16 protein-coding genes are annotated in these 17,484 nt (G+C 70.1%); 11 read left to right on the forward strand and 5 right to left on the reverse strand.

Features of this window, described 5'->3' with window-relative positions; genetic code table 11:
• Window positions 1–242 precede the first annotated feature (242 nt).
• Window positions 243–2,144 (forward strand): SPFH domain-containing protein, encoded by a 1,902-nt coding sequence (locus F8M74_RS15610; protein WP_228559801.1) that lies wholly within the window; start codon window positions 243–245, stop codon window positions 2,142–2,144.
• A gap of 57 nt (window positions 2,145–2,201) precedes the next feature.
• A complete protein-coding gene (locus tag F8M74_RS15615) occupies window positions 2,202–3,644 on the forward strand; it encodes a protein-disulfide reductase DsbD (protein ID WP_141258568.1) in 1,443 nt (480 codons plus the stop codon).
• A gap of 19 nt (window positions 3,645–3,663) precedes the next feature.
• Here the strand turns inward: F8M74_RS15615 and F8M74_RS15620 are convergent, their stop codons facing one another.
• Window positions 3,664–4,092 (reverse strand): thiol-disulfide oxidoreductase DCC family protein, encoded by a 429-nt coding sequence (locus F8M74_RS15620; protein WP_140799384.1) that lies wholly within the window; start codon window positions 4,090–4,092, stop codon window positions 3,664–3,666.
• Window positions 4,093–4,293: 201 nt separating this feature from the next.
• On the opposite strand from F8M74_RS15620, the gene F8M74_RS15625 reads away from it, so the two are divergent.
• Window positions 4,294–5,142 carry a VanW family protein gene (locus tag F8M74_RS15625; protein ID WP_228559803.1) on the forward strand — a complete coding sequence of 283 codons (849 nt, stop codon included), beginning with the start codon at window positions 4,294–4,296 and terminating at the stop codon, window positions 5,140–5,142.
• Window positions 5,139–6,188 carry a hypothetical protein gene (locus tag F8M74_RS15630; RefSeq protein WP_141258569.1) on the forward strand — a complete coding sequence of 350 codons (1,050 nt, stop codon included), beginning with the start codon at window positions 5,139–5,141 and terminating at the stop codon, window positions 6,186–6,188. The genes F8M74_RS15625 and F8M74_RS15630 overlap by 4 nt, the downstream gene beginning before the upstream one ends.
• A gap of 96 nt (window positions 6,189–6,284) precedes the next feature.
• On the opposite strand, the gene F8M74_RS15635 is transcribed toward F8M74_RS15630, so the two are convergent.
• The 4 genes from F8M74_RS15635 to F8M74_RS15650 all read right to left on the reverse strand — a co-directional run bounded on the left by F8M74_RS15635 (window position 6,285) and on the right by F8M74_RS15650 (window position 9,172).
• A complete protein-coding gene (locus F8M74_RS15635) occupies window positions 6,285–6,869 on the reverse strand; it encodes a tRNA-uridine aminocarboxypropyltransferase (protein ID WP_141258570.1) in 585 nt (194 codons plus the stop codon).
• Window positions 6,866–7,414 carry a hypothetical protein gene (locus F8M74_RS15640; RefSeq protein WP_090495904.1) on the reverse strand — a complete coding sequence of 183 codons (549 nt, stop codon included), beginning with the start codon at window positions 7,412–7,414 and terminating at the stop codon, window positions 6,866–6,868. The genes F8M74_RS15635 and F8M74_RS15640 overlap by 4 nt, the downstream gene beginning before the upstream one ends.
• Before the next feature lie 101 nt (window positions 7,415–7,515).
• The gene (locus F8M74_RS15645; RefSeq protein WP_171410526.1) at window positions 7,516–8,382 is read right to left on the reverse strand and encodes a DMT family transporter; all 867 of its coding nucleotides are present in this window, start codon (window positions 8,380–8,382) and stop codon (window positions 7,516–7,518) included.
• 58 nt (window positions 8,383–8,440) lie between these two features.
• Window positions 8,441–9,172: a YafY family protein gene (locus tag F8M74_RS15650; protein WP_141258572.1), complete on the reverse strand. Its 732-nt coding sequence runs from the start codon at window positions 9,170–9,172 to the stop codon at window positions 8,441–8,443.
• Window positions 9,173–9,277: 105 nt separating this feature from the next.
• On the opposite strand from F8M74_RS15650, the gene F8M74_RS15655 reads away from it, so the two are divergent.
• The 7 genes from F8M74_RS15655 to F8M74_RS15685 all read left to right on the forward strand — a co-directional run bounded on the left by F8M74_RS15655 (window position 9,278) and on the right by F8M74_RS15685 (window position 17,249).
• Entirely contained in the window at window positions 9,278–10,018 is a 741-nt protein-coding gene (locus tag F8M74_RS15655; protein WP_228559804.1) for an alpha/beta fold hydrolase, read from the forward strand.
• Window positions 10,019–10,053: 35 nt separating this feature from the next.
• The gene (locus F8M74_RS15660) at window positions 10,054–10,620 is read left to right on the forward strand and encodes a TetR/AcrR family transcriptional regulator (RefSeq protein WP_141258574.1); all 567 of its coding nucleotides are present in this window, start codon (window positions 10,054–10,056) and stop codon (window positions 10,618–10,620) included.
• Between the two features lie 111 nt (window positions 10,621–10,731).
• The gene (locus F8M74_RS15665) at window positions 10,732–11,604 is read left to right on the forward strand and encodes an alpha/beta fold hydrolase (protein ID WP_141258575.1); all 873 of its coding nucleotides are present in this window, start codon (window positions 10,732–10,734) and stop codon (window positions 11,602–11,604) included.
• A 17-nt stretch (window positions 11,605–11,621) separates the two neighbouring features.
• Window positions 11,622–13,229: a sensor histidine kinase gene (locus F8M74_RS15670; protein ID WP_141258576.1), complete on the forward strand. Its 1,608-nt coding sequence runs from the start codon at window positions 11,622–11,624 to the stop codon at window positions 13,227–13,229.
• Between the two features lie 140 nt (window positions 13,230–13,369).
• Window positions 13,370–13,972 carry an RNA polymerase sigma factor gene (locus F8M74_RS15675; RefSeq protein WP_141258577.1) on the forward strand — a complete coding sequence of 201 codons (603 nt, stop codon included), beginning with the start codon at window positions 13,370–13,372 and terminating at the stop codon, window positions 13,970–13,972.
• On the forward strand, window positions 13,972–16,965 hold the full coding sequence (locus F8M74_RS15680) for a CHAT domain-containing protein (RefSeq protein ID WP_216620744.1): 2,994 nt from the start codon (window positions 13,972–13,974) through the stop codon (window positions 16,963–16,965). Before F8M74_RS15675 ends, F8M74_RS15680 begins: the two co-directional genes overlap by 1 nt.
• Before the next feature lie 95 nt (window positions 16,966–17,060).
• Entirely contained in the window at window positions 17,061–17,249 is a 189-nt protein-coding gene (locus F8M74_RS15685; RefSeq protein ID WP_141259126.1) for a hypothetical protein, read from the forward strand.
• Window positions 17,250–17,484: the final 235 nt, after the last annotated feature.

The following is a 17,484-nucleotide window of genomic DNA, read 5'->3' on the forward strand; positions in this document are numbered from 1 at the left end:
AAATATAAAAAGGGGCGCCTTCGGGTCAAGCGAACATCAGGAGCGCTGCGGGTGTGGGTGCGTGCTCCCAATAGGACGACTTAAGTCAACGCCGCGCCTTCGTGGATCAGTCCGGGCGCGCCGTCCTGGGACGAGGTGCCCCAGAATGGCGCACACCCTCCGGCCAACCGCTTGATTTCCCGGCGACCGCCTCCCTGGCCGGTCGCCTGCACGGGTGGGGGCCACCACAGGGAGGCACGTACATGAGCGCGAAGCAGACGGCCCGCACGAAGGAGGCGCAGGAGACGGGGGAGGGCGGCGGGAGGACCCACCTGGTCCGGATGGACGGCGGGGGCGGAGGCAAGCTGGAACAGCCGCGCTACGTGGACGGGTGGCGTGCCGGCAAGCCCGCGGAGGACCCGGAGAAGATGAAGCGCTGGGGGCTCGTCACCGCGCGGCCCAGTGAGTTCCTGGTCCACATGCGGCGCGGCCGGGTGCGGGAGGTCAGCGGCCAGGGCGCCAGCTGCTTCAAGCTGCCGGGGGACTCGGTGGCCATTGTCCCCACCAGCATCCAGCGACTCCAGTTCACCGCGGACCAGGTGACGCACGAGAAGGTGGGTGTGCAGGTGACGGGGCTGGCGGTGTACCGGATTTCGGACCCGCTGGTGGCCTTCCGCATGCTCAACTTCTCCTTCCCGGAGCGCGCGCAGGAGAAGCTGGCGGAGCTGCTGCGGGAGATGTTCGTCGGCGCCGCGCGGCGGCTGGTTGCGAACATGTCCGTGGAGGAGTGCCTCTCCAAGCGCAAGGAGGGCATCGCCGCGGAGCTGGTGCGCGAAATCGCGCCCGTGCTCTCCGGCCGAGGCCGCCTGGAGGACCAGACGGACGCGGGCTGGGGCGTCATCCTGGACACGATTGAAATCCAGGACGTGCGCGTCCTGTCCTCCACCGTCTTCGCCAACATGCAGGCGCGCTTCCGCCATGAACAGGAGCGGCAGGCGCGCGAGGCGGAGCTGGCCAAGGAGCGCTTCGTCCACCGCGAGGAGACGGAAGCCGAGCGGCAGCTGAGCCTCCAGCGGCTGGCGGCCGAGGAGGAGGTGCGCCAGAAGAAGCAGACAGCGGAGGAGCAGGCGCGGCTGGAGGCGCTGGCGGTGGAGGCGCGCGTGGCCGAGGCGAAGCTCGCCCAGGAGCGCACGCTGAAGCAGGAGCAGGCCACCGTGGAGCGCGAGGTGGCGCTGGCGAAGATGGCCGCCGAGCAGGAGGTCCGCCAGAAGAAGCAGGTGGCCGACGAACAGGCGAAGTTGGATGCGCTGGCCGCGGAGTCCCGCCTGGCCGACGCGAAGATCGTCTCCGAACGCGCGTTGGCCGTCAGCCGCGCGCAGGTGGAGATGGAGAAGCTCCAGCGCGAACAGGACGCGGAGGTCGCGCGCCAGCACGTGGCCTTGGAGAAGCTCAAGCGCGAGCAGGACACGGAGGCCGGGCGCGCGAAGTTGGAGCTGGAGAAGCTGAAACTGGCGCAGGAGTCCGAGGCCGCGCAGGCGAAAATCGAGCTGGTGCGGCTCCAGCGCGCGCAGGAGGCAGAGAACGCCAAGGCGCAGATGGAGCTGGCGCGGCAGCAGCGTGAGCAGGAACTGGAGCTTTCACGCCAGCGGCACGAGCAGGAGGTGGAGCTGGCAAAGCTGCGCCGCGAACAGGAGGAGGCCGGCGCCAAGGCCCAACTGGAGCTGGAGCGTCTGCGCCGTGAGCACGAACAGGCCACCGCGTGGCACGAGGTGCAGATGGCCGCGCACCAGCAGGAGGCGGAACGGCTCCACGCGGAGCTCCAGGTGGTGCAGGCCCGGCGGTCCATCGTGGAGACGGAGGTGGCCATCGCCGAGCTGACTGTGCGGAAGGACCAGGCGCAGCAGGAGCTCGAATTGGGCAGGGCGCGCGCGCTGCGCGACATCGAGAACAGCGTCAGCCCGGAGGTCATCCAGATGACCCTGGCGCAGCAGCTTCCCCAGGTGGCCGTGGCCTTCCAGCAGAAGATGGGCGAGGTGCACGTCACCGCGGTGGATGGGGCCAATCCGTTTGGTTACATCGCCGCGGCGGTGGAGGGCGTCATGGGGCTGGCGCGTTCCGCCGGACTGAAGACGCCTGCTTCCCCGCTTGCTGCTCCAGCGCAGTAGCCCGGGACCCCGGGCCTGCGTATACAAGGGGGCCTGGGACCACGGAGTCACGCGCGCATGGATGCGAAGAAGCTCGGAGTGATGGCGGTGCTGGCCGGAGTGGCGGTGGCCGTGGTGCCATGGCTGCTGCCCACGGGCCCCAATGCCAACCTGGATGCGGCCCGGTTCCTTGAATCCGGCAGCCTCGCGGTGGGCGCGGCGGTGGTGTTCGCGGGTGGGTTGCTCACCGCGTTGACGCCGTGTGTCTATCCGCTCATCCCCATCACCGTGTCCGTCTTCGGCGCGCGCAAGACGGAGGGCCGGGGCCGCGCGCTGCTCCTGACGTCGTCCTACATCGTGGGCATGGGCGTGGTGTTCAGCGCGCTGGGCGTGCTGGCGGCGAAGACGGGCCAGGCGTTCGGGTCGATGCTGGGGCACCCGGCGGTGGTGACGGGCCTGGCGGTGTTCCTGCTGCTGCTGGCCACGTCCATGTTCGGCGCGTTCGAGCTGGCGCTGCCGTCGTCGTTCCAGACGAAGCTCAACGCCGTCGGCGGCGCGGGTGTGGCGGGCGCGTTCCTGATGGGCAGCGTGTCCGGCTTCCTGGCGGCGCCGTGCACGGGCCCGGTGCTGACGGGCCTCTTGGCCTTCGTGGCGAAGTCGGCCAACACCACGCTGGGCGCGTCGCTGCTGTTCGTCTACGCGCTGGGCATCGGCGTGCCGTTCTTCCTCATTGGCGTCTTCACCGTCCGGCTGCCGCGCGGCGGCGTGTGGATGGAGTGGGTGAAGAGCGTGCTGGGCATCATGCTGGTGGCCCTGGCCTTCAGCTACCTCAAGGACGCCTTCCCCTGGGCGCGGGACGTAGTGAAGGGGCTGGGGCTCCAGGTGGGCCGGGTGCCGGGAGCCGTCATCGCCGCGCTGCTGGTGGCGGTGGGCGTGGCCCTGGGCGCGGTGCATCGCTCGTTCAAGGAAGGCGCGCGGGAGTTCTCGTTCAAGGCGCTGGGCGTGGCGCTCGTCGTCGCGGCGCTGGTGCTGCGCGGCGGTGCGCTGGACGCGGGCCCGGTGGGCACGTTGTGGGTGAGCCTGGGACTCGCCGAACCGCCCCGCGCGCCGTCCTGGCAGTGGCACCACGTCATGCCGGCGAAGCAGGCCACCTTCTCTCCGGAGGCCTTCGACCAGGTGCTCGCACAGGCGAAGGCAGAGGGCCGGCCGGTGCTCATCGACTTCTTCGCGGACTGGTGTGCGGCCTGCAAGGAACTGGACCGCGACACCTACCCCGCGCAGCAGGTCATCTCCGAGTCCGACGAGGGGCGCTTCCTCAACATCAAGATTGACGCGACGAACAGCGAGGACTCGCTGGACGCGTTGCTGGAGCGCTTCGGTGTGGAGGGCTTGCCCACCGTGGCGTTCATCTCTCCGGAGGGCAAGGTGCTCACCCAGCCCCGTGTTACCGGCTTCCTGGCGCCCAGCCCCTTCGCCACGGAGATGAAGAAGGCGCGCTGCACGGACGCCAACGCCTGCTGATTCGGTGGGCGACGCCTGGCTACGGCGCGGTCTCCGGAAGGAAGCGGGCTCGCAGCTCGGGCGTGGGGATGCGGCACTGCGCTTCCCGGCCGAACCAGCGGTAGCGGTTGCGCGCGATGATTCGGTAGACGAGGTCGCGCAGCGGCCGGGGCACCACGATGAACGCGTAGAGAAACCGCCACGGCCCCTTCAGCATCCGCGCGACGCGGAGCGCGGCCGTGGACCGCTCGTACAGCTTTCCGTCCTGCAGGAGGACGAAGCTGTCCGGTTCCTCCTTGGGCACGACGCCATGCGGCGCCAGCAGCGCGGCGGCCCGCTGGGACTGCAGCGCGGTGAAGCGGATGCGCGCGTCCGGGTCCCGGTCGATGATGAAGAGGACCGTGCCGTTGCACAGGTTGCACACGCCGTCGAAGAGGACCACGGTGTCCGAGGGCTGGGCGCGGGTCATGATGCGGCAAGTCTAACAGCCCGCACCGTCGGGTGACGCCGAAGAGGCGGGGGAATTCCAGGCGAGTGTCCCTGCAGCCGCGCTCGTGAATGAGTGGTGTCAGACCCCGGTGTTTCCTTCCCTGGCGCCGCCCTTGCAGAATGTTCGGACATGCCCTCGCCTCCCATCGCTCCCAGACTCCTGGAGTTATCCGCCCACGCCTTGCTGTGGAGGCGAAGCAAGCAGTTGATGCTCCAGGCGAACCGGTTGGTGCGGTGGTCCGCGACCCCCGAGCGCTGGCCGCGCCCGCTCCTGGCGCCCACTCACGAGAAGGGCGTGCTCCTCGGCTCGCACACCGTGAATCTGGAGCGCGCGGACTCGGACGCGGACCCTGTGCTCGAAGCGGGCAAGCAGCACAACGTCCGTCTGGCGGCGCCGGCCTTCGATGGCCTCCTCCTCGCTCCGGACAGGCCCCTCTCTTTCTGGCGCACGCTGGGCCGGCTGACGGAGCGCAAGGGCTACCGGCATGGGCTGGCGCTGAGCGGTGGCTGTCTCACCCCGTCCATCGGGGGCGGCATCTGCCTTCTGGCCAATGCGCTCTTCGAGTTCGCCGCACGCCAGGGCTGGCACATCCTGGAGCGCTGGGGGCACACGATGGAGGCGGTACCCCCGCCGCCAGGCTCGCTGTGGGGAATGGATGCCACGGTGGCCTGGCCCTATGTGGACCTGGTGATGGCGCCTCGTGAGGGTCCGGTGCGGCTCGGAGCCCGCGTCTCGGACGGGAAGCTGCGGCTCTCCATCCATGGGGCGGACGCCCCCCGGACACGCTCACGGCTGTGGTCCGAGGACGAGTCCCTTCTCGAACTCGCCGAGGGAACCCTGCGCATCAACCGCGTCGTGCGCCGAGTTGAAGACACCAGTTCTGGCGCCGTGCTCGAGGAGCGCACCATCGCCGAGAACCGGCGCCGCCTGCTGAACCCCGAGGCGCGGAAGCGGACGTGCCTGACGTGCGGGGAGACCGCATGCCACGCCCGCGTCGAAGTCCCACGGACGGAGGCCCGGGCGCCATGAACCTGGTTCTCGCACCGGAGCCCGCTCCCTGGCTCTCCCATCTCGCGTCGCTGCTCACGCACGAGGCGGAGGTGCTGGCCCCCTGGGCGCTGCCGAGACTGCCCGATTGGGGTCCACTTCCCACCCGCCTGCGTCAGGCCTGGACCCGCCGGACGTTGCCGGTGCCCGGGGGCTTCCGCGTCTGGGGCCTGCCAGGTTGGGGAGCCGTGGAGGCGGGGATGCGAGTCGCGGCGCGCTCGACGGCGGCGACACTCCAGGCCCGCTTCACCCTGCGCAAGCGGTGGGCGCAGGCGGCCTCGGCGCTGCTTCCGGCGTCGGTGGAGACGGTGCTCGCGCCAGCGCTCGGTGCCCGGGAGGTCTTCGCGATGGCACGCCGCCGGGGCGCGCGCTGCGTGCTGGTGGAGGACCTGCCCTCGTTGAGGGCACTGCACGCGGACCTGGACGCCGCGGCTGCGAGGCACCCGGAGGAGGCCTTCCTTCGCAACCACCGCGCCTCCGCGGAGGACGTCGCGCGGCAGGAGGCGGAGCGAGTCCTCGCGGATGAAATCTGGGTGCGAGGCGAGCTCGCCCTCGAGCGGCTGCGGCTGGCCGGACACGCCCCGGAGAAGCTCCGCAGGCTGCATTTTCCACCGGACCGCGAACCGCCCCAGGCGCCTCGTTTGCCCCAGCGACACGGCCCGCACGTGGCCCTCCTCGCCGGGCCCGCTCTCGCGCGCGGCGGACTGCGAGAAGCCTTGGCGGTGCTCGACGAACGGCCCCAGTGGAACCTCTGGTTGCGCCCCGCCGAGGGCACGGACCCACGACACCTGAACCACCCGCGAGTGCGGAAGGTGACGGCTCAGGTCCAGCGCACGCTCCAGCAGGTGGACGTGGTGCTCGCGCCGGCGTGGTGTGAGAGCCACCTGGGCGAGCTGGCGCAGGCGCGGGAGCAAGGCATCCCCATCATCGCCACGGACCGCGCCGCGGGCTTCTGGCCCTGTCGGGCGATTCCTCGCGGCGATGTTTCCGCCCTCATCGCCGAACTGGACGCGCTGACCGCGCGCTGAAGCCCACGCCTGTTGGCGCCAACCCTCTCCTGAGTGGGCTGTTCGTGGCCATCGCGAAGCGCCGGTCGGGGCGGCCCCTTGATGGCGTCGAGCGCGCTAGGTGTGCCGTCCCCGGCTCGCGAGGACGCGGTCAATCATCTGCTCGTGCAGCGCATGGAGCGGTTGGGCGACGTGTTCGCCCTCCAGGTACGCAAGCGCACCGGCGATGGCCTCCAGCGTGGACATGCCATCCGGGTGGGGCGGGCGACGCAGGCGCCGCGAGTCCGGCGCGGGCGGTGGCAGCTTCAAGCCGGGCAGCCGCCGCAGCGCGGGGACTCGCTGCACCATGCGGCGTGCTTGTCCCCAACTCCCATCCAGGATGATGAGCCTGCTGGGAAAGGCCGCACCGGGCGCGGGCTCGTGGTGCGCATCCGGGAACAGCAGCCACGTGTCATCGCCCTCCAGGATGGAGGCGTCGAAGGGGACGCCCGGCGAGCCATAGGAGACGATGCTGCACCGGGGAATGGCGAGCGCCGCCATGCGCGCGGTGTTGGTGGATTTGAGCGTCTCTTTGTGGTGCCGGACGATGAGCAACTCCGTGCGCGTGGAGACGCACGGCACCTCGGCGCATAGACACAGGGCAACGGGGAGGAAGCAGCGCGGGCAGCGACCCGCGAGGTCCTCGGGCGTTCGAGACCTCATTTGCCCTGGCGGTATCGCTCCATGAGGGTCCGGGCCTCGCGCAACTTCTCCTCGACGAAGCGGTCATCCGCGTCCGGCTCGTACTCCGCGTCGGGCAGGTCGAGGTGGAAGAGGGCGGAGAGGCTGACGGGCGTCACTTCCAACCATTCGGCGGTGCGGTTGAGCGCGGCCTGACGGCGGCCCGCGAATGTCTCCGGCCCGTCTTCGGGGCCGCAGCGGCAGATGCGCGCCGAGTCACCGGACACGTCCACGTACAGCCCCAGCACCTCCGCGTCCAGCTCCGCGGCCAGCGCGCACGTGGCCTCGCTGACGTAGGCGGCCATGGCCTGCGCCGCGGAGCGCTCCGTCAGCGAGCGGACCAGGAACACCTGCCAGCCGGCTTCGGTAATCGCGCCGGCTTCCTGGAGCGGCGCCAGCTCCGCGGGCGGCGCGTGGATGCGCGTGAGCAGCCGTCGCACGGGCACTTCCATCCGCTCGAGCCGGGCGCTCGACGCGGGACAGAAGAAGACGACGCGATACTCACGGCTGTCGGCTGCGGTTTCCATAGGCATACGGCGTCGCCAGGAACGGAGGGAAGAGTGTGTGCGGGGGCCCAAGAGGACCAAAGGACTCCCCAAGCATGCAAGGGGTGATTTGGCGCACGCGTTCAGCGTGCCGCGGCGCGCAGCGGCACGGCCTGGAGGGTGGCGCGTCGCTCGGCCGCCACCCATGCGCCCGTCACCAGCACCAACAGACCTCCGCCCAGGGCGACGGGCGTCAGCGTCTCCGAGAAGAAGGCCCAGCCCACCAGCGACGCGGTGAGCGGCTCCAGGTACGTGAGCGCCGCCGTAGCCGCGGTGGGAACGTGCCGCAGACCGGTGTGGAAGAGGATGTTTCCAATGAGGCCACAAACAACGCCGCCCACGAGTACGAGGAGCGTACCCCCATCCACCGTGGGTGGCAGTACCTGGTCTCCGAAACAGAGCAGCAGCACGCCCGCGGAGATGGGGGCATGCAGTGATGTCACGGCCATGGGTGAATAGGCCCGCGCCGCCTGTTTCGCGGCCAGGACGATGATGGCGTAGAAGCAGGCACTGCCCGCGCCCAGCAGCGCCGTCAGCCCCGAGAAGTCGCCGTCGGGCCGGCCGATGAGCAGGGCCAGTCCCACCAGCGTCACGGGGCCGCCTATCAGGGCCCGGGTGGAGCGCTCCTCGCCCAGCACCCAGGGGGCCAGCAGCGCCAGCAGCAAGGGCGCCAGGTAGTGCGTCAGCACGGCGATGGACACCGGCCCGCGCTCCATGGCGGCGAAGAAGAGGGCCGTGTTCGCCGCGTCCGCCAGTGCCACGACGAGCATCGCCAGGGTGGCCCGGCGGTCGCGCAGGGCATCGCGCCGGAACAGGAAGGGCGCCGGGAGCGACATGGCCAGGAGCACGAGGAATGCGTTCTGCGGCCCGGCGAGCCCCGCTGGACGGAAGAAGAGCGCCCAGCACCCCCAGAGGGTGGCCCCGGCCGCGACCATGGCGAAGTACCGCACCGTGTGACTCCTGGTGACTCCGGCGCGCACTCCGGCTCCGGCGGGCGCGCAGCCTACCTCAGCTAGAGGCGCGCGTACCGTCCGCGCGCTGGGCCTCGGCCTGGGCTCGCAGGCCCTCCATGTCGGGCGTGAAGGGGCGGTCGGGGACGAGGCGAGCCCGGCGGATGCGGTCCATGCGGAACATGCGCGCCGCGGCCTTCTCCACGTCCCGGGCCAGCACGTACCAGACGGGCGATTCGACCAGCAGCCCGTGCGGCTCCACGATGCGGCGGGTCGCCTTGCCGTGCCGGTCTCGGTATTCGAAGGACAGGCAGACCTGCTCGCGGAAGGCCCGCTCGAAGACGGCGAGCAGTTCCTCCGGCGGTGTGCCGACGTCCGCCAGCACGCGGACGCTCGCCGGCCGTCCCACCACCACGCGGCGGCAGAGCTCACGCATGCCCCGAGCCCGCTCCTTGGGGACGCTGGCGAAGAGCTTCTGGAGCCCCGAGCGCGCCGCGCTGCCCCAGGGCAACGTGCTGCCCGTCGCGGACAGGTTCGCGGCCAGCCAGAGCGCCACCACCTCCTCCTGCGACAGGTGGACGGCCGCCACGCCCCGGTCCCGCTCCAGCCGGACGCCGCCCCCAGGGCCTGTGTCACTGCTCAGGGGAATGCCCTGTTCCCGCAGCGTCGCCAGGTCCCGGTGGACGGTGCGTGCGCTCACGTCGAGCGCCTCGGCGATCTCCGCCACCGTCGTCCCATCCCGGCTCCGCAGGAAGTCCAGCAGCCGCATCACCCGGTCGACTCGAGCCATTGCTGACAGTTTCTGTCAGGGATGGGCCGTACTCCACAAGCATCAGGTCGCGCATGACCGCGCGCATCGAGGCCAGAGGAGGCCGTCACGATGGATTCCAGGGGAATGCTGAATGTCGACGATGGGGGCGTGGGTGGACTGCCGGTGGTGTTCGTCCATTCGAGTGCCGGCAACACCACGCACTGGGCCGCGCAGCTGTCGCATCTGCGCAAGCACCGCCGTGCCGTGGCCCTGGACCTGCGTGGCCACGGGAAGTCCGAGTTGCCACGGGACGGTGGCTTCACCGTGGAGGACTTCGCGCGGGACGTGGGGACGGTGGTGGATGGGCTGGGGCTTCAGCGCTTCGTGCTGGTGGGGCACAGCCTGGGCGGGGCCGCCTGCGTGGCCTACGCGGGGGCGCAGCCGGACCGCGTCGCGGGGCTGTTCCTCCTCGACCCGGCCTCGGATGGACGCTCGATGTCAGCGGAGCAGGCCCAGGGCTTGATGGCGGTTCTGGCGACCGAGGCCTGGAGCGCGGTGGTGGAGGAGTTCTGGGGCCCCATGTTGGCGCCGTCCCGGCCGGAGGTCCGCGAGCGGGTTCTCTCCGAGATGCGCGCCACGTCCCAAGAGGGTGTCCGGGGCGGACTGGGAGCCCTGTTGGACTTCGACCCCGTGACGCCGCTGCGGCGCTACTCGGGGCCGCGTCTGTCGGTAGTGACGGCCTTCAACGAGGAACCGGGCTCGTATCACCACCTGGTGCCGGAGCTGCCGCACGCGAAGGTGGAGGGCACGGGGCACTGGGTGCAACTCGACGCGCCGGACGAGGTGAACCGGCTGCTGGACGGCTTTCTGTCCACGGTGCGCTGAGCGCACGCGTTCGCCGCGCGTGTTATCTACGGCCCGTGCCCCGGCCCAAGCTGCACAGCGACGAAGCCATCCTCGACGCCGCCATGTCCGTGTTGCTTCGGAGCGGGCCCGGCGCATTCACGTTGAATGACGTGGCCGTCGCGGTGGGCATGTCCCGCGCGGCGCTCATCCAGCGCTTCAAGAACAAGGACCACCTCTACTTCCGGCTCATGGAGCGGACCGCCGAGCAGAAGCGCGAGTACTTCGCCGGTCTGCCCGTGGAAGTCGGAGCACAGGGCCTCTGGCGTTTCCTGAAGACGCTGGTCTCGGTGATGGGGGAGGGCGAGGGGCTCGACGCACACCTGCTTCTGGCTTGGGAGGACGTGAGAGACCCCACGTTGAGGCGGATGGCGCATGAGCGGAATCTGCTCGTGCGCGACGCCATCGCCGTCCGGCTTCCTCCCAGCGTCGACCGTGGCGCGGTGTCGGCCCTGCTTCAAGACGTCATCGCGGGTGCGACGATGCAGTGGTTGGTGGAGCGGACGCCGCCGTTGACGGAGTACGTCCTCGCTCGCTTGCGCACGTTGCTCGGGTGCGTGTTTCCACGAGAGTCCTTCGACTGAAGGTTGTGTCGCTTGGAGGGACACCCAAAAGGTGCGGATTGAATATAACCGACGCGTCGGTTATTAATTCGTCATCCACGCCAGTTCCTGGCCATCGAAAGGGGTTCCTGGATGTCCGAGCGCATCATCGAATCGGGTGACATTCGGCTCTGTACCGAGCACTTCGGGCGCGAGGGCGACGCCCCCGTGCTGATGTTGATGGGGGCGGCCAGTTCGATGCTGGGGTGGCCCGACGGGCTCATGGAGCAACTCGCGCGGACGGGGCACTTCGTCATTCGCTACGACCACCGCGACACGGGGCGCTCCTCGCACGGTGTGCCAGGCGCCACGCCCTACACGCTGGACGACCTCGCCTCCGATGCCATCTCCGTGCTGGATGGATATGGCATCGAGCGCGCGCACCTCGTGGGAATGTCATTGGGGGGCCTGCTCTGCCAGATGGCGGCGTTGAAGTACCCGGAGCGAGTCCGCTCGCTGACGCTCATCAGCGCCCAGATTTTCTCGGAGCCGGACTTCGAGGACCCGGGCGTGGACCCGGCGGTGCTCGCGCACTTCCAGCGGGCCGCCACGCTGAACTGGGCCGACGAGGCGGAGGCCATCGGCTTCCAGGTCGAACTCTCACGGTTGTGCGTGGGCCGTGCGCGGAGGTCGTTCGACGAGGCCCGGGTGCGGGCGCGCGCAGTACAGGACTATCGGCGCGCGCTCTCGCCTCAATGCGCGTTGAACCACGCGGGGCTGTCCGGTGGCCTGGAGTGGTACGGCCGGACGCGTGAGATTGAAGCGCCGCTGCTGGTCATCCACGGCTCGGTGGACCCGGTCATCGACCATGCGCATGGCGTGGCCTTGAGCCGTGCCGTCAAGGGCGCGCGCCTGGTGACACTGCAGGACGCGGGGCATGACCTGCACCCGGATGACTGGGAGACGATGACCCGGGCCATCACCGCCCATACCTCAGCGGCGAGTCCGCCTCACGGCGCTCGCTGATCTGTCACAGTACGGGCATGGGGCCCTTGTTCGCCTACAGCCTCGTGCCTGTCCTCTCCGTGTCGCTGCTGCTGTTCTTCACGGCCGCGCTCCGGGGGCTCAACGCGCGAGGCCTGGCGCTCTACTGTCTGGCGACCGCGGGGTGGACGGGCGCGCTGCTGCTCCTCTGCATCCCATCCATGGCGTGGGTGGGGGAGCGCTTCGTGGCGGGTGGGGCCTTCGTCGCGGCGGCGTACCTGCACTCCGCCTATGACGTGACCCGGCAGCGCTCCTATCGGTTGGTGGTGCTCGCGTACTGCGTGGCGGTGGTGGTGACGGGCATTGGCGCGTTCCTCCCCAACGTCCTGCACGGGCCGCTGGCGATGGGGCGAGGCCCCCTGTTCTGGCCCACCATGGTGCTCGCCGTGGCGGCGGCGAGCGTGCCGCTGGTGCATCTGGCGCGCGCGTACCGCAGCGAAGCTCCCGAGCGACGGCCCATCCTCCTCAGTCTGGGCATCGCCGGGCTGCTCGCGTACCTGGGCAGTATCGGCAACGCCCTGTTGCTGTCGGGCGGGTACGCGTTGCCGTTCGGGATGTACCTGGTGCTGGCGGCGCTGCTGGTGCTGGTGCACGTCATCAATGCCCATCAGCCAGCCGCGGACCGACGGCTGCTCGAACGCAGCCTCGCCTACTCCGCGGTGGCGGCGGTGTTGTCCGCGGGCTTTCTCTTTGGCGTATTGACGCTGCTGTCGGGCAGCGGCCAGCCGTTCCTTACCGAGTACCGAGTAGGTGCCTTCTTTCTCCTGGCCCTGGCCGCGCTCGCGTTCGAGCCCGTGCGTCAGGCGCTTCAGGCCTGGCTGGGGCGCCGGCTCCTCAAGGGCCGGGCCACCAGTGACGAACTGGTCGTGGCGCTCGCTCGCGAGGAGGCGCGCGCGGACCAATCCGCGCGGCTGGCGGAGCTGGGACAATTCACGTCCGCGGTGGCCCACGAGGTCCGCAATCCATTGGGCGTGCTCGCCGCGCACCTCAAGCTGCTGGAGCGAAGGGGCGGGGACCCGGACACGGTGGCGGCCATGCGGGAGCAGATCGACCGCGCCAGTCACTTCGTGGACGAGCTGCTGCGCTATGGCCGTCCGCGCCCGCTGGACCTGCGCCGCGTGGATGTCTCAGCCACCGTCGCGCTGGCGTACTCCACTGCGCGGCAGGGACTCGGCTCGCTCGCGCCCGACGTCTCCTTCGAGTCAGAGGAGGACGCGTCGCTCACGGTGGAGGCCGACCAGTCCCAGCTCTCACAGGTGATGGTCATCCTGTTGGAGAATGCACTGCTCGCCCTGAGAGACGTGCCCGTACCGCGGTTGAGGACATCCATTGAGCAGGCGAACGGTCGGTTGCTCGTCCGGGTGGAGGACAGCGGGCCTGGCATTCCACCGGAGCTGCTGCCCCGGCTCTTCCAGCCCTTCGTGACGGGCCGCAAGCGCGAGGGACCTCGGCCGGGGACAGGTTTGGGGCTGGCCATCGCGCGAGGCGTCGCCGAACGGCATGGCGGACGTTTGAGTGCGGGACGCTCGGAAGCCCTGGGGGGCGCGGCGTTGACGTTGGAATTACCCGTGGCGCAGCCTGCCTCGATTTCCGCCGCGCTGGCCTGACGCCGGCCTGTCCCTGGTCCGCGGGGCGGCAGGGATGTCGGTGAGCGAGCGCAACTTGATACGATTAAGTCTGCTTCACGACGGCCTTCCAAGGATTGCCCCGGACTTCGTTTCGATAGGCGTGGAAGGAGTCCGGGTCGATGAGCGGCCAACGCATTGCCACAGTCATTCGCATTCCTGTGGCCTACAGTACGGATGTGCATCCCGACGGGTTCGAGGAGTTCGCGCATCGTGTCAGGCCCATGCTGTTGGCCCTGGCGAGACGGTTGTGCGGTCAGGGGGGCCTCGATCCGGAAGACCTGGTGCAGGAGGCGCTCACGCGCGGACTGCTGCATCACGGGGCACTCGCCGCGCAGCCGGAGCCCGTCTACAGGGCGTGGCTGTGTCGGGCGATGACCAATCATTTCCTCGACCAGTGCCGCAAGCGGCGCTCGGAGTTGTTGGAGCAGGACCGTCCGGAGCTGCGGCTGGTGCGCGAGGGGGTGGCGGCCCCCGAGCCGGAGGCCATGGAGGTCTGGGAGCACATCTCGGAGAAGGATTTCCAGACGGCCATCGCCCAGCTGCCGAATCCCAGGGTGCGTGAGGCGTATTCGCTGCATGCCTCGGGGCTGCGCTACCGCGCCATCGCCCTGCGCATGGGCGTCCCCGAAGGCACCGTGGGGAGCTGGCTCTATCAAGCCCGCAAGGAGTTGAAGGCGCTGCTACTGCCGCTCACCGGGCGCGACGGAGGAGGCAGCGCGTGATGGGGACGCTCTGTAACAGGCTGTCCCTCTTCCTCGATGGCGAGCTGCCGCCCGTGGACGAGGAGAACTTCCGGCATCACCTCGCTCGCTGTGACCCCTGCGCGTCCGGCCTGCACGAAGCCATGCAACTGGAGTTGCTGGGCTTCTGTGTGATGGGGGACCCGCAGGCGTTGGCGCACGAGCAGGAGGACGCGCCCGAAACCTGGATGGCGTCCGATGCGCCCAGGACACGTGACACGGCCGAAGGGCCGGGGCGCCCTCACTGGCGCTGGGCCCCGTTCGCTGTGGGCGCCGTGGCGGCGGCCATCGTCCTAGTGCTCGTCGTCAAGAGCGCCGATGTGCGGGGTTCCCAGCAGGAGGTCTGGCTCGCGCAGACGTCGTCGCGCCTCATCGAGGCGAGGGTTGCCTATGCACGCGCGGACGGACACCGGCCCTATGTGCCCCTGCGCGCGGGGGGCAGTGGCCCTCCGGGCGGGGCGGGCTCGGCATTGCCGCTCCGGGCGCTGGCGGATCTGGAGGACCAGGGGGACCTGCATGGCATTGCCGCCGCGTACCTGGCCCGCAAGGACCTGCGGCAAGCCTCCGACTTCCTCCACCGGATGCCGCCGTCACCGGACCGGGACAGTGACCTGGCCATCGTCGCGTTGGAGCAGGGGCATCCGGAACAGGCGCTGGCACTGCTGGACGGGGTATTACGACAAGTGCCCGAGCACGCCCAGGCGCAGTGGAACCGGGCGCTGGTGCTGCGGGAGATGGGGCTGACGCTGCTGGCCGCGGAGGCGTTCGACGCGGTGGTGAAGCGCGGGGAGCCGGGCTGGAGCGAGGAGGCGCGGATCCGCGCGCGAGCGCTCCGGCAGCAGACGCAGGCGCGGGGGCGGGCCTGGAAGGGGGCTCGCGCGGCGGTGCGGGACCTGATGGTGGACGCGCAGGCTCGGCTCCCGCTGGAGGAGGCGAAGCGCTTTCCTGGCATCGTCCGGCTGGCGTTCTACGACGCGGTGAGGGCCGCGCCGTCGCGGGAGTGGACCCTGCGCCTGCTTCCGCTGGCGGACGTGTTGGACGGAGTCCAGGGCGGCGAGGTGCTTCGCGGCTACGTGCAGCGTGTGGCGGAGCGGGACTTCAGCCGCCGTGCACCCCTGGCGGCGGACTACGCGAAGCTCGTGCGGGGCGAGCTGTCCTCGCCAGAGCGCTTCCTGGAGACGCTGCGGCGTTCGGGCGAGGACGACCTGTACCTGGGCGGGCTCATCAATCAGACGGCAGGCGCGCGCCACCTGGAGGATTTCACGCGGCTGGCCCGTGCGGCCGAGGACCCCTGGGTGTCGCTGCTGGCCGAGCGCGAGCTGGCGGGCGCCGAGGAGCGCGCGGGCGAATGGTGGAAGGCGGAGGCGCGGCTTCGCGCGGCCGTGGGGGCCTGTCAGGGCAAGGGGCTGTCCTACCGCTGCGCCACGCTGAAGAAGCGGCTGTCGGACCTCTATCTCGCGCTCAACCGCCCGGCGGAGGCTTTCGAGCAGGCGTGGAGTGGCTGGCTTGCGTCCCGGGAGCAGGAGGAATGGGAGCTGGAGCAACAGTTCCTCCAGGAACTGGCGCACATCGCTCGCTACCGGTTGGACATCACCAGCGCGCGCGCCTACCTGCGCGAGTCCCTGGCGCGAATGCCCGACGCTTGCGAGCAGCGCACCTACGTGCACCGCAACCTGGCCTACCTGTCGTGGCTGGAGTTCGACGCGCACGAGGCGCGGAACGAACTGGAGCTGGCGCAGGAGTGTGGCCGGCCACTGGGGCTGCCCGGCGCGCTGTTGTTGTCGTACCTGGCGCGCTTCGGCGCAGACAGCCAGGACGCGGACCTGTTGCGCCGCACCCTGGCCGAGCTGCACCGGGGGCAGCCCTCCCCGGGCAAGCTCGCGCAGATGCGCTTCGCCGAGGGGCAGTTCGTGCTGGAACTCGACCGCGCGACCGGGCTGGAGCTGCTTCGCGGCGCCATCCAACAGGCGGAGTCCCTTCCCAACGATGTGGACGCGCGCAAGACGCGCATGGGGGCCTACAACGTCCTGGCGCACGAGGCAGGCCGCACGGACGTCCCAGGTGAGGCCCTGGCGCTCATGGGCGCCGCGCTTCAGGTTGCGGTCCCTGAGCGATGTGTGCTGGGCGTCGCCGTGGACTACGAGCGCTCGGTGGTCGCGCTGCGCGGCGCTACGGGCGAACTGCAGGGGCACTTCGACGCCAGCCGCGCGGAGCCCCTGGGTCGGGACGCCTCCGGGCTGGTGCCTCCGTCGCTCCAGGCCGCCTTGAAGGGCTGCGAGCGGGTGGACGTGCTCGCGTTGCCGCCGGTGCATGGCCTGCGGGGGCTGCTGCCCGCGGAGCTCGCCTGGAGCTACCGCGTGGGGCGGCCCGGAGAAGCGTCTCCCGTGCCGGCTCGTGGCAGCGGGCCGCACCTGGTCGTCAATGGGGTGGAGGCGCCCGCGGCGCTGGGCCTCCCGCGGTTGCTTCCACTGGAGCCGCCGCACGCGCCGGACCCGCAGCGAATCGAGCTGTCGGGCATGCAAGCCACGCCAACCCGGGTGCTGGCGGCCATGGCGCAGGCCAGTGAGGTGGAAATCCACGCGCACGGCGCCTTCAGCCCCGAGATGTCAGACGCCTCGCTGGTGGTGCTGGCGCCTGAAACAGATGGCCGATACGCGCTATCCGCCCCCCAGGTCCGCGCGCTGAAGCTGGAGCGCGCGCCGCTCGTGCTTCTGGCCACGTGCAGTGCGGCCCGAGCCACGCCCTTCCTTCATGAGTCCTTCAGCCTTCCGGTGGCCTTCATCGAAGCAGGCGCGGCCACGGTGCTGGCCTCCACGGTGGAAATCCCCGACTCGGCGGGGCGCTTCTTCGAAGCGGTGCGTGAGCGCATCCGGAGCGGCGCGCCGGCGGCCCTCGCGCTCCGTGACGCGCGGCGCACGTGGCTGGCGGCCCACCCCTCCGCGGACTGGGTCCACGGCATCCTCCTCTTCGAATGATGCTCAAGGAATCCGACTTGGTGCGTAGTACCGAGGCGGAGGCGGGGAGATGGCATGCCGCCGGGCCTCGCCGGTGCCGCGCAGAGGGGGATGCGATGGTGAAGAAGCTTTCGAAGAAGTCGAAGCGCGATGGGGCGGTGGTGAGCATCAACCCGCATGACCCGCCGCCGGAGCCCACCCCGGGTCTGACGGCGCACCCGCCGTTCTCGGCGAGGATGTCCGTCGTCCCGTCCGTGAATACGGCGTCTCATCCGGACGGCTCGGACAACTCACGTCCTAAATAAGTGACAGTTTTCCGGAATGTCCTGAATCGCGCTGGCGATACAGGTTTTACGGGGCGCTCCCACTCGGGGCGCCCCGGATTTTTTTGAACAGAATACACAAGAAAAAGGGCTGGGGCCGTATCTGAGATTGAGGGGGCGTTGGTCGCGAGCCCCCGAGAAGAGGGGGAGAGATGTTTCGTGGTGACGCGCGGGGCCAAGGGGATGCGAGCGGTTTCTGGGCACCTGAGGAGGGGCG

The sequence above is a fragment of the Myxococcus sp. CA023 genome (assembly GCF_010998615.1).
Classification (GTDB): Bacteria; Myxococcota; Myxococcia; order Myxococcales; family Myxococcaceae; genus Myxococcus.

Excerpts from the sequence above, each read along its gene's own strand:
- F8M74_RS15680 (WP_216620744.1), top strand. The coding sequence starts at position 13,972 with ATGGGGACGCTCTGTAACAGGCTGTCCCTCTTCCTCGATGGCGAGCTG.
- F8M74_RS15610 (WP_228559801.1), top strand. The coding sequence starts at position 243 with ATGAGCGCGAAGCAGACGGCCCGCACGAAGGAGGCGCAGGAGACGGGG.
- F8M74_RS15650 (WP_141258572.1), bottom strand. The coding sequence starts at position 9,172 with ATGGCTCGAGTCGACCGGGTGATGCGGCTGCTGGACTTCCTGCGGAGC.
- F8M74_RS15665 (WP_141258575.1), top strand. The coding sequence starts at position 10,732 with ATGTCCGAGCGCATCATCGAATCGGGTGACATTCGGCTCTGTACCGAG.
- F8M74_RS15675 (WP_141258577.1), top strand. The coding sequence starts at position 13,370 with ATGAGCGGCCAACGCATTGCCACAGTCATTCGCATTCCTGTGGCCTAC.
- F8M74_RS15685 (WP_141259126.1), top strand. The coding sequence starts at position 17,061 with ATGGTGAAGAAGCTTTCGAAGAAGTCGAAGCGCGATGGGGCGGTGGTG.
- F8M74_RS15615 (WP_141258568.1), top strand. The coding sequence starts at position 2,202 with ATGGATGCGAAGAAGCTCGGAGTGATGGCGGTGCTGGCCGGAGTGGCG.
- F8M74_RS15670 (WP_141258576.1), top strand. The coding sequence starts at position 11,622 with ATGGGGCCCTTGTTCGCCTACAGCCTCGTGCCTGTCCTCTCCGTGTCG.
- F8M74_RS15620 (WP_140799384.1), bottom strand. The coding sequence starts at position 4,092 with ATGACCCGCGCCCAGCCCTCGGACACCGTGGTCCTCTTCGACGGCGTG.
- F8M74_RS15640 (WP_090495904.1), bottom strand. The coding sequence starts at position 7,414 with ATGGAAACCGCAGCCGACAGCCGTGAGTATCGCGTCGTCTTCTTCTGT.
- F8M74_RS15635 (WP_141258570.1), bottom strand. The coding sequence starts at position 6,869 with ATGAGGTCTCGAACGCCCGAGGACCTCGCGGGTCGCTGCCCGCGCTGC.
- F8M74_RS15630 (WP_141258569.1), top strand. The coding sequence starts at position 5,139 with ATGAACCTGGTTCTCGCACCGGAGCCCGCTCCCTGGCTCTCCCATCTC.
- F8M74_RS15655 (WP_228559804.1), top strand. The coding sequence starts at position 9,278 with ATGCTGAATGTCGACGATGGGGGCGTGGGTGGACTGCCGGTGGTGTTC.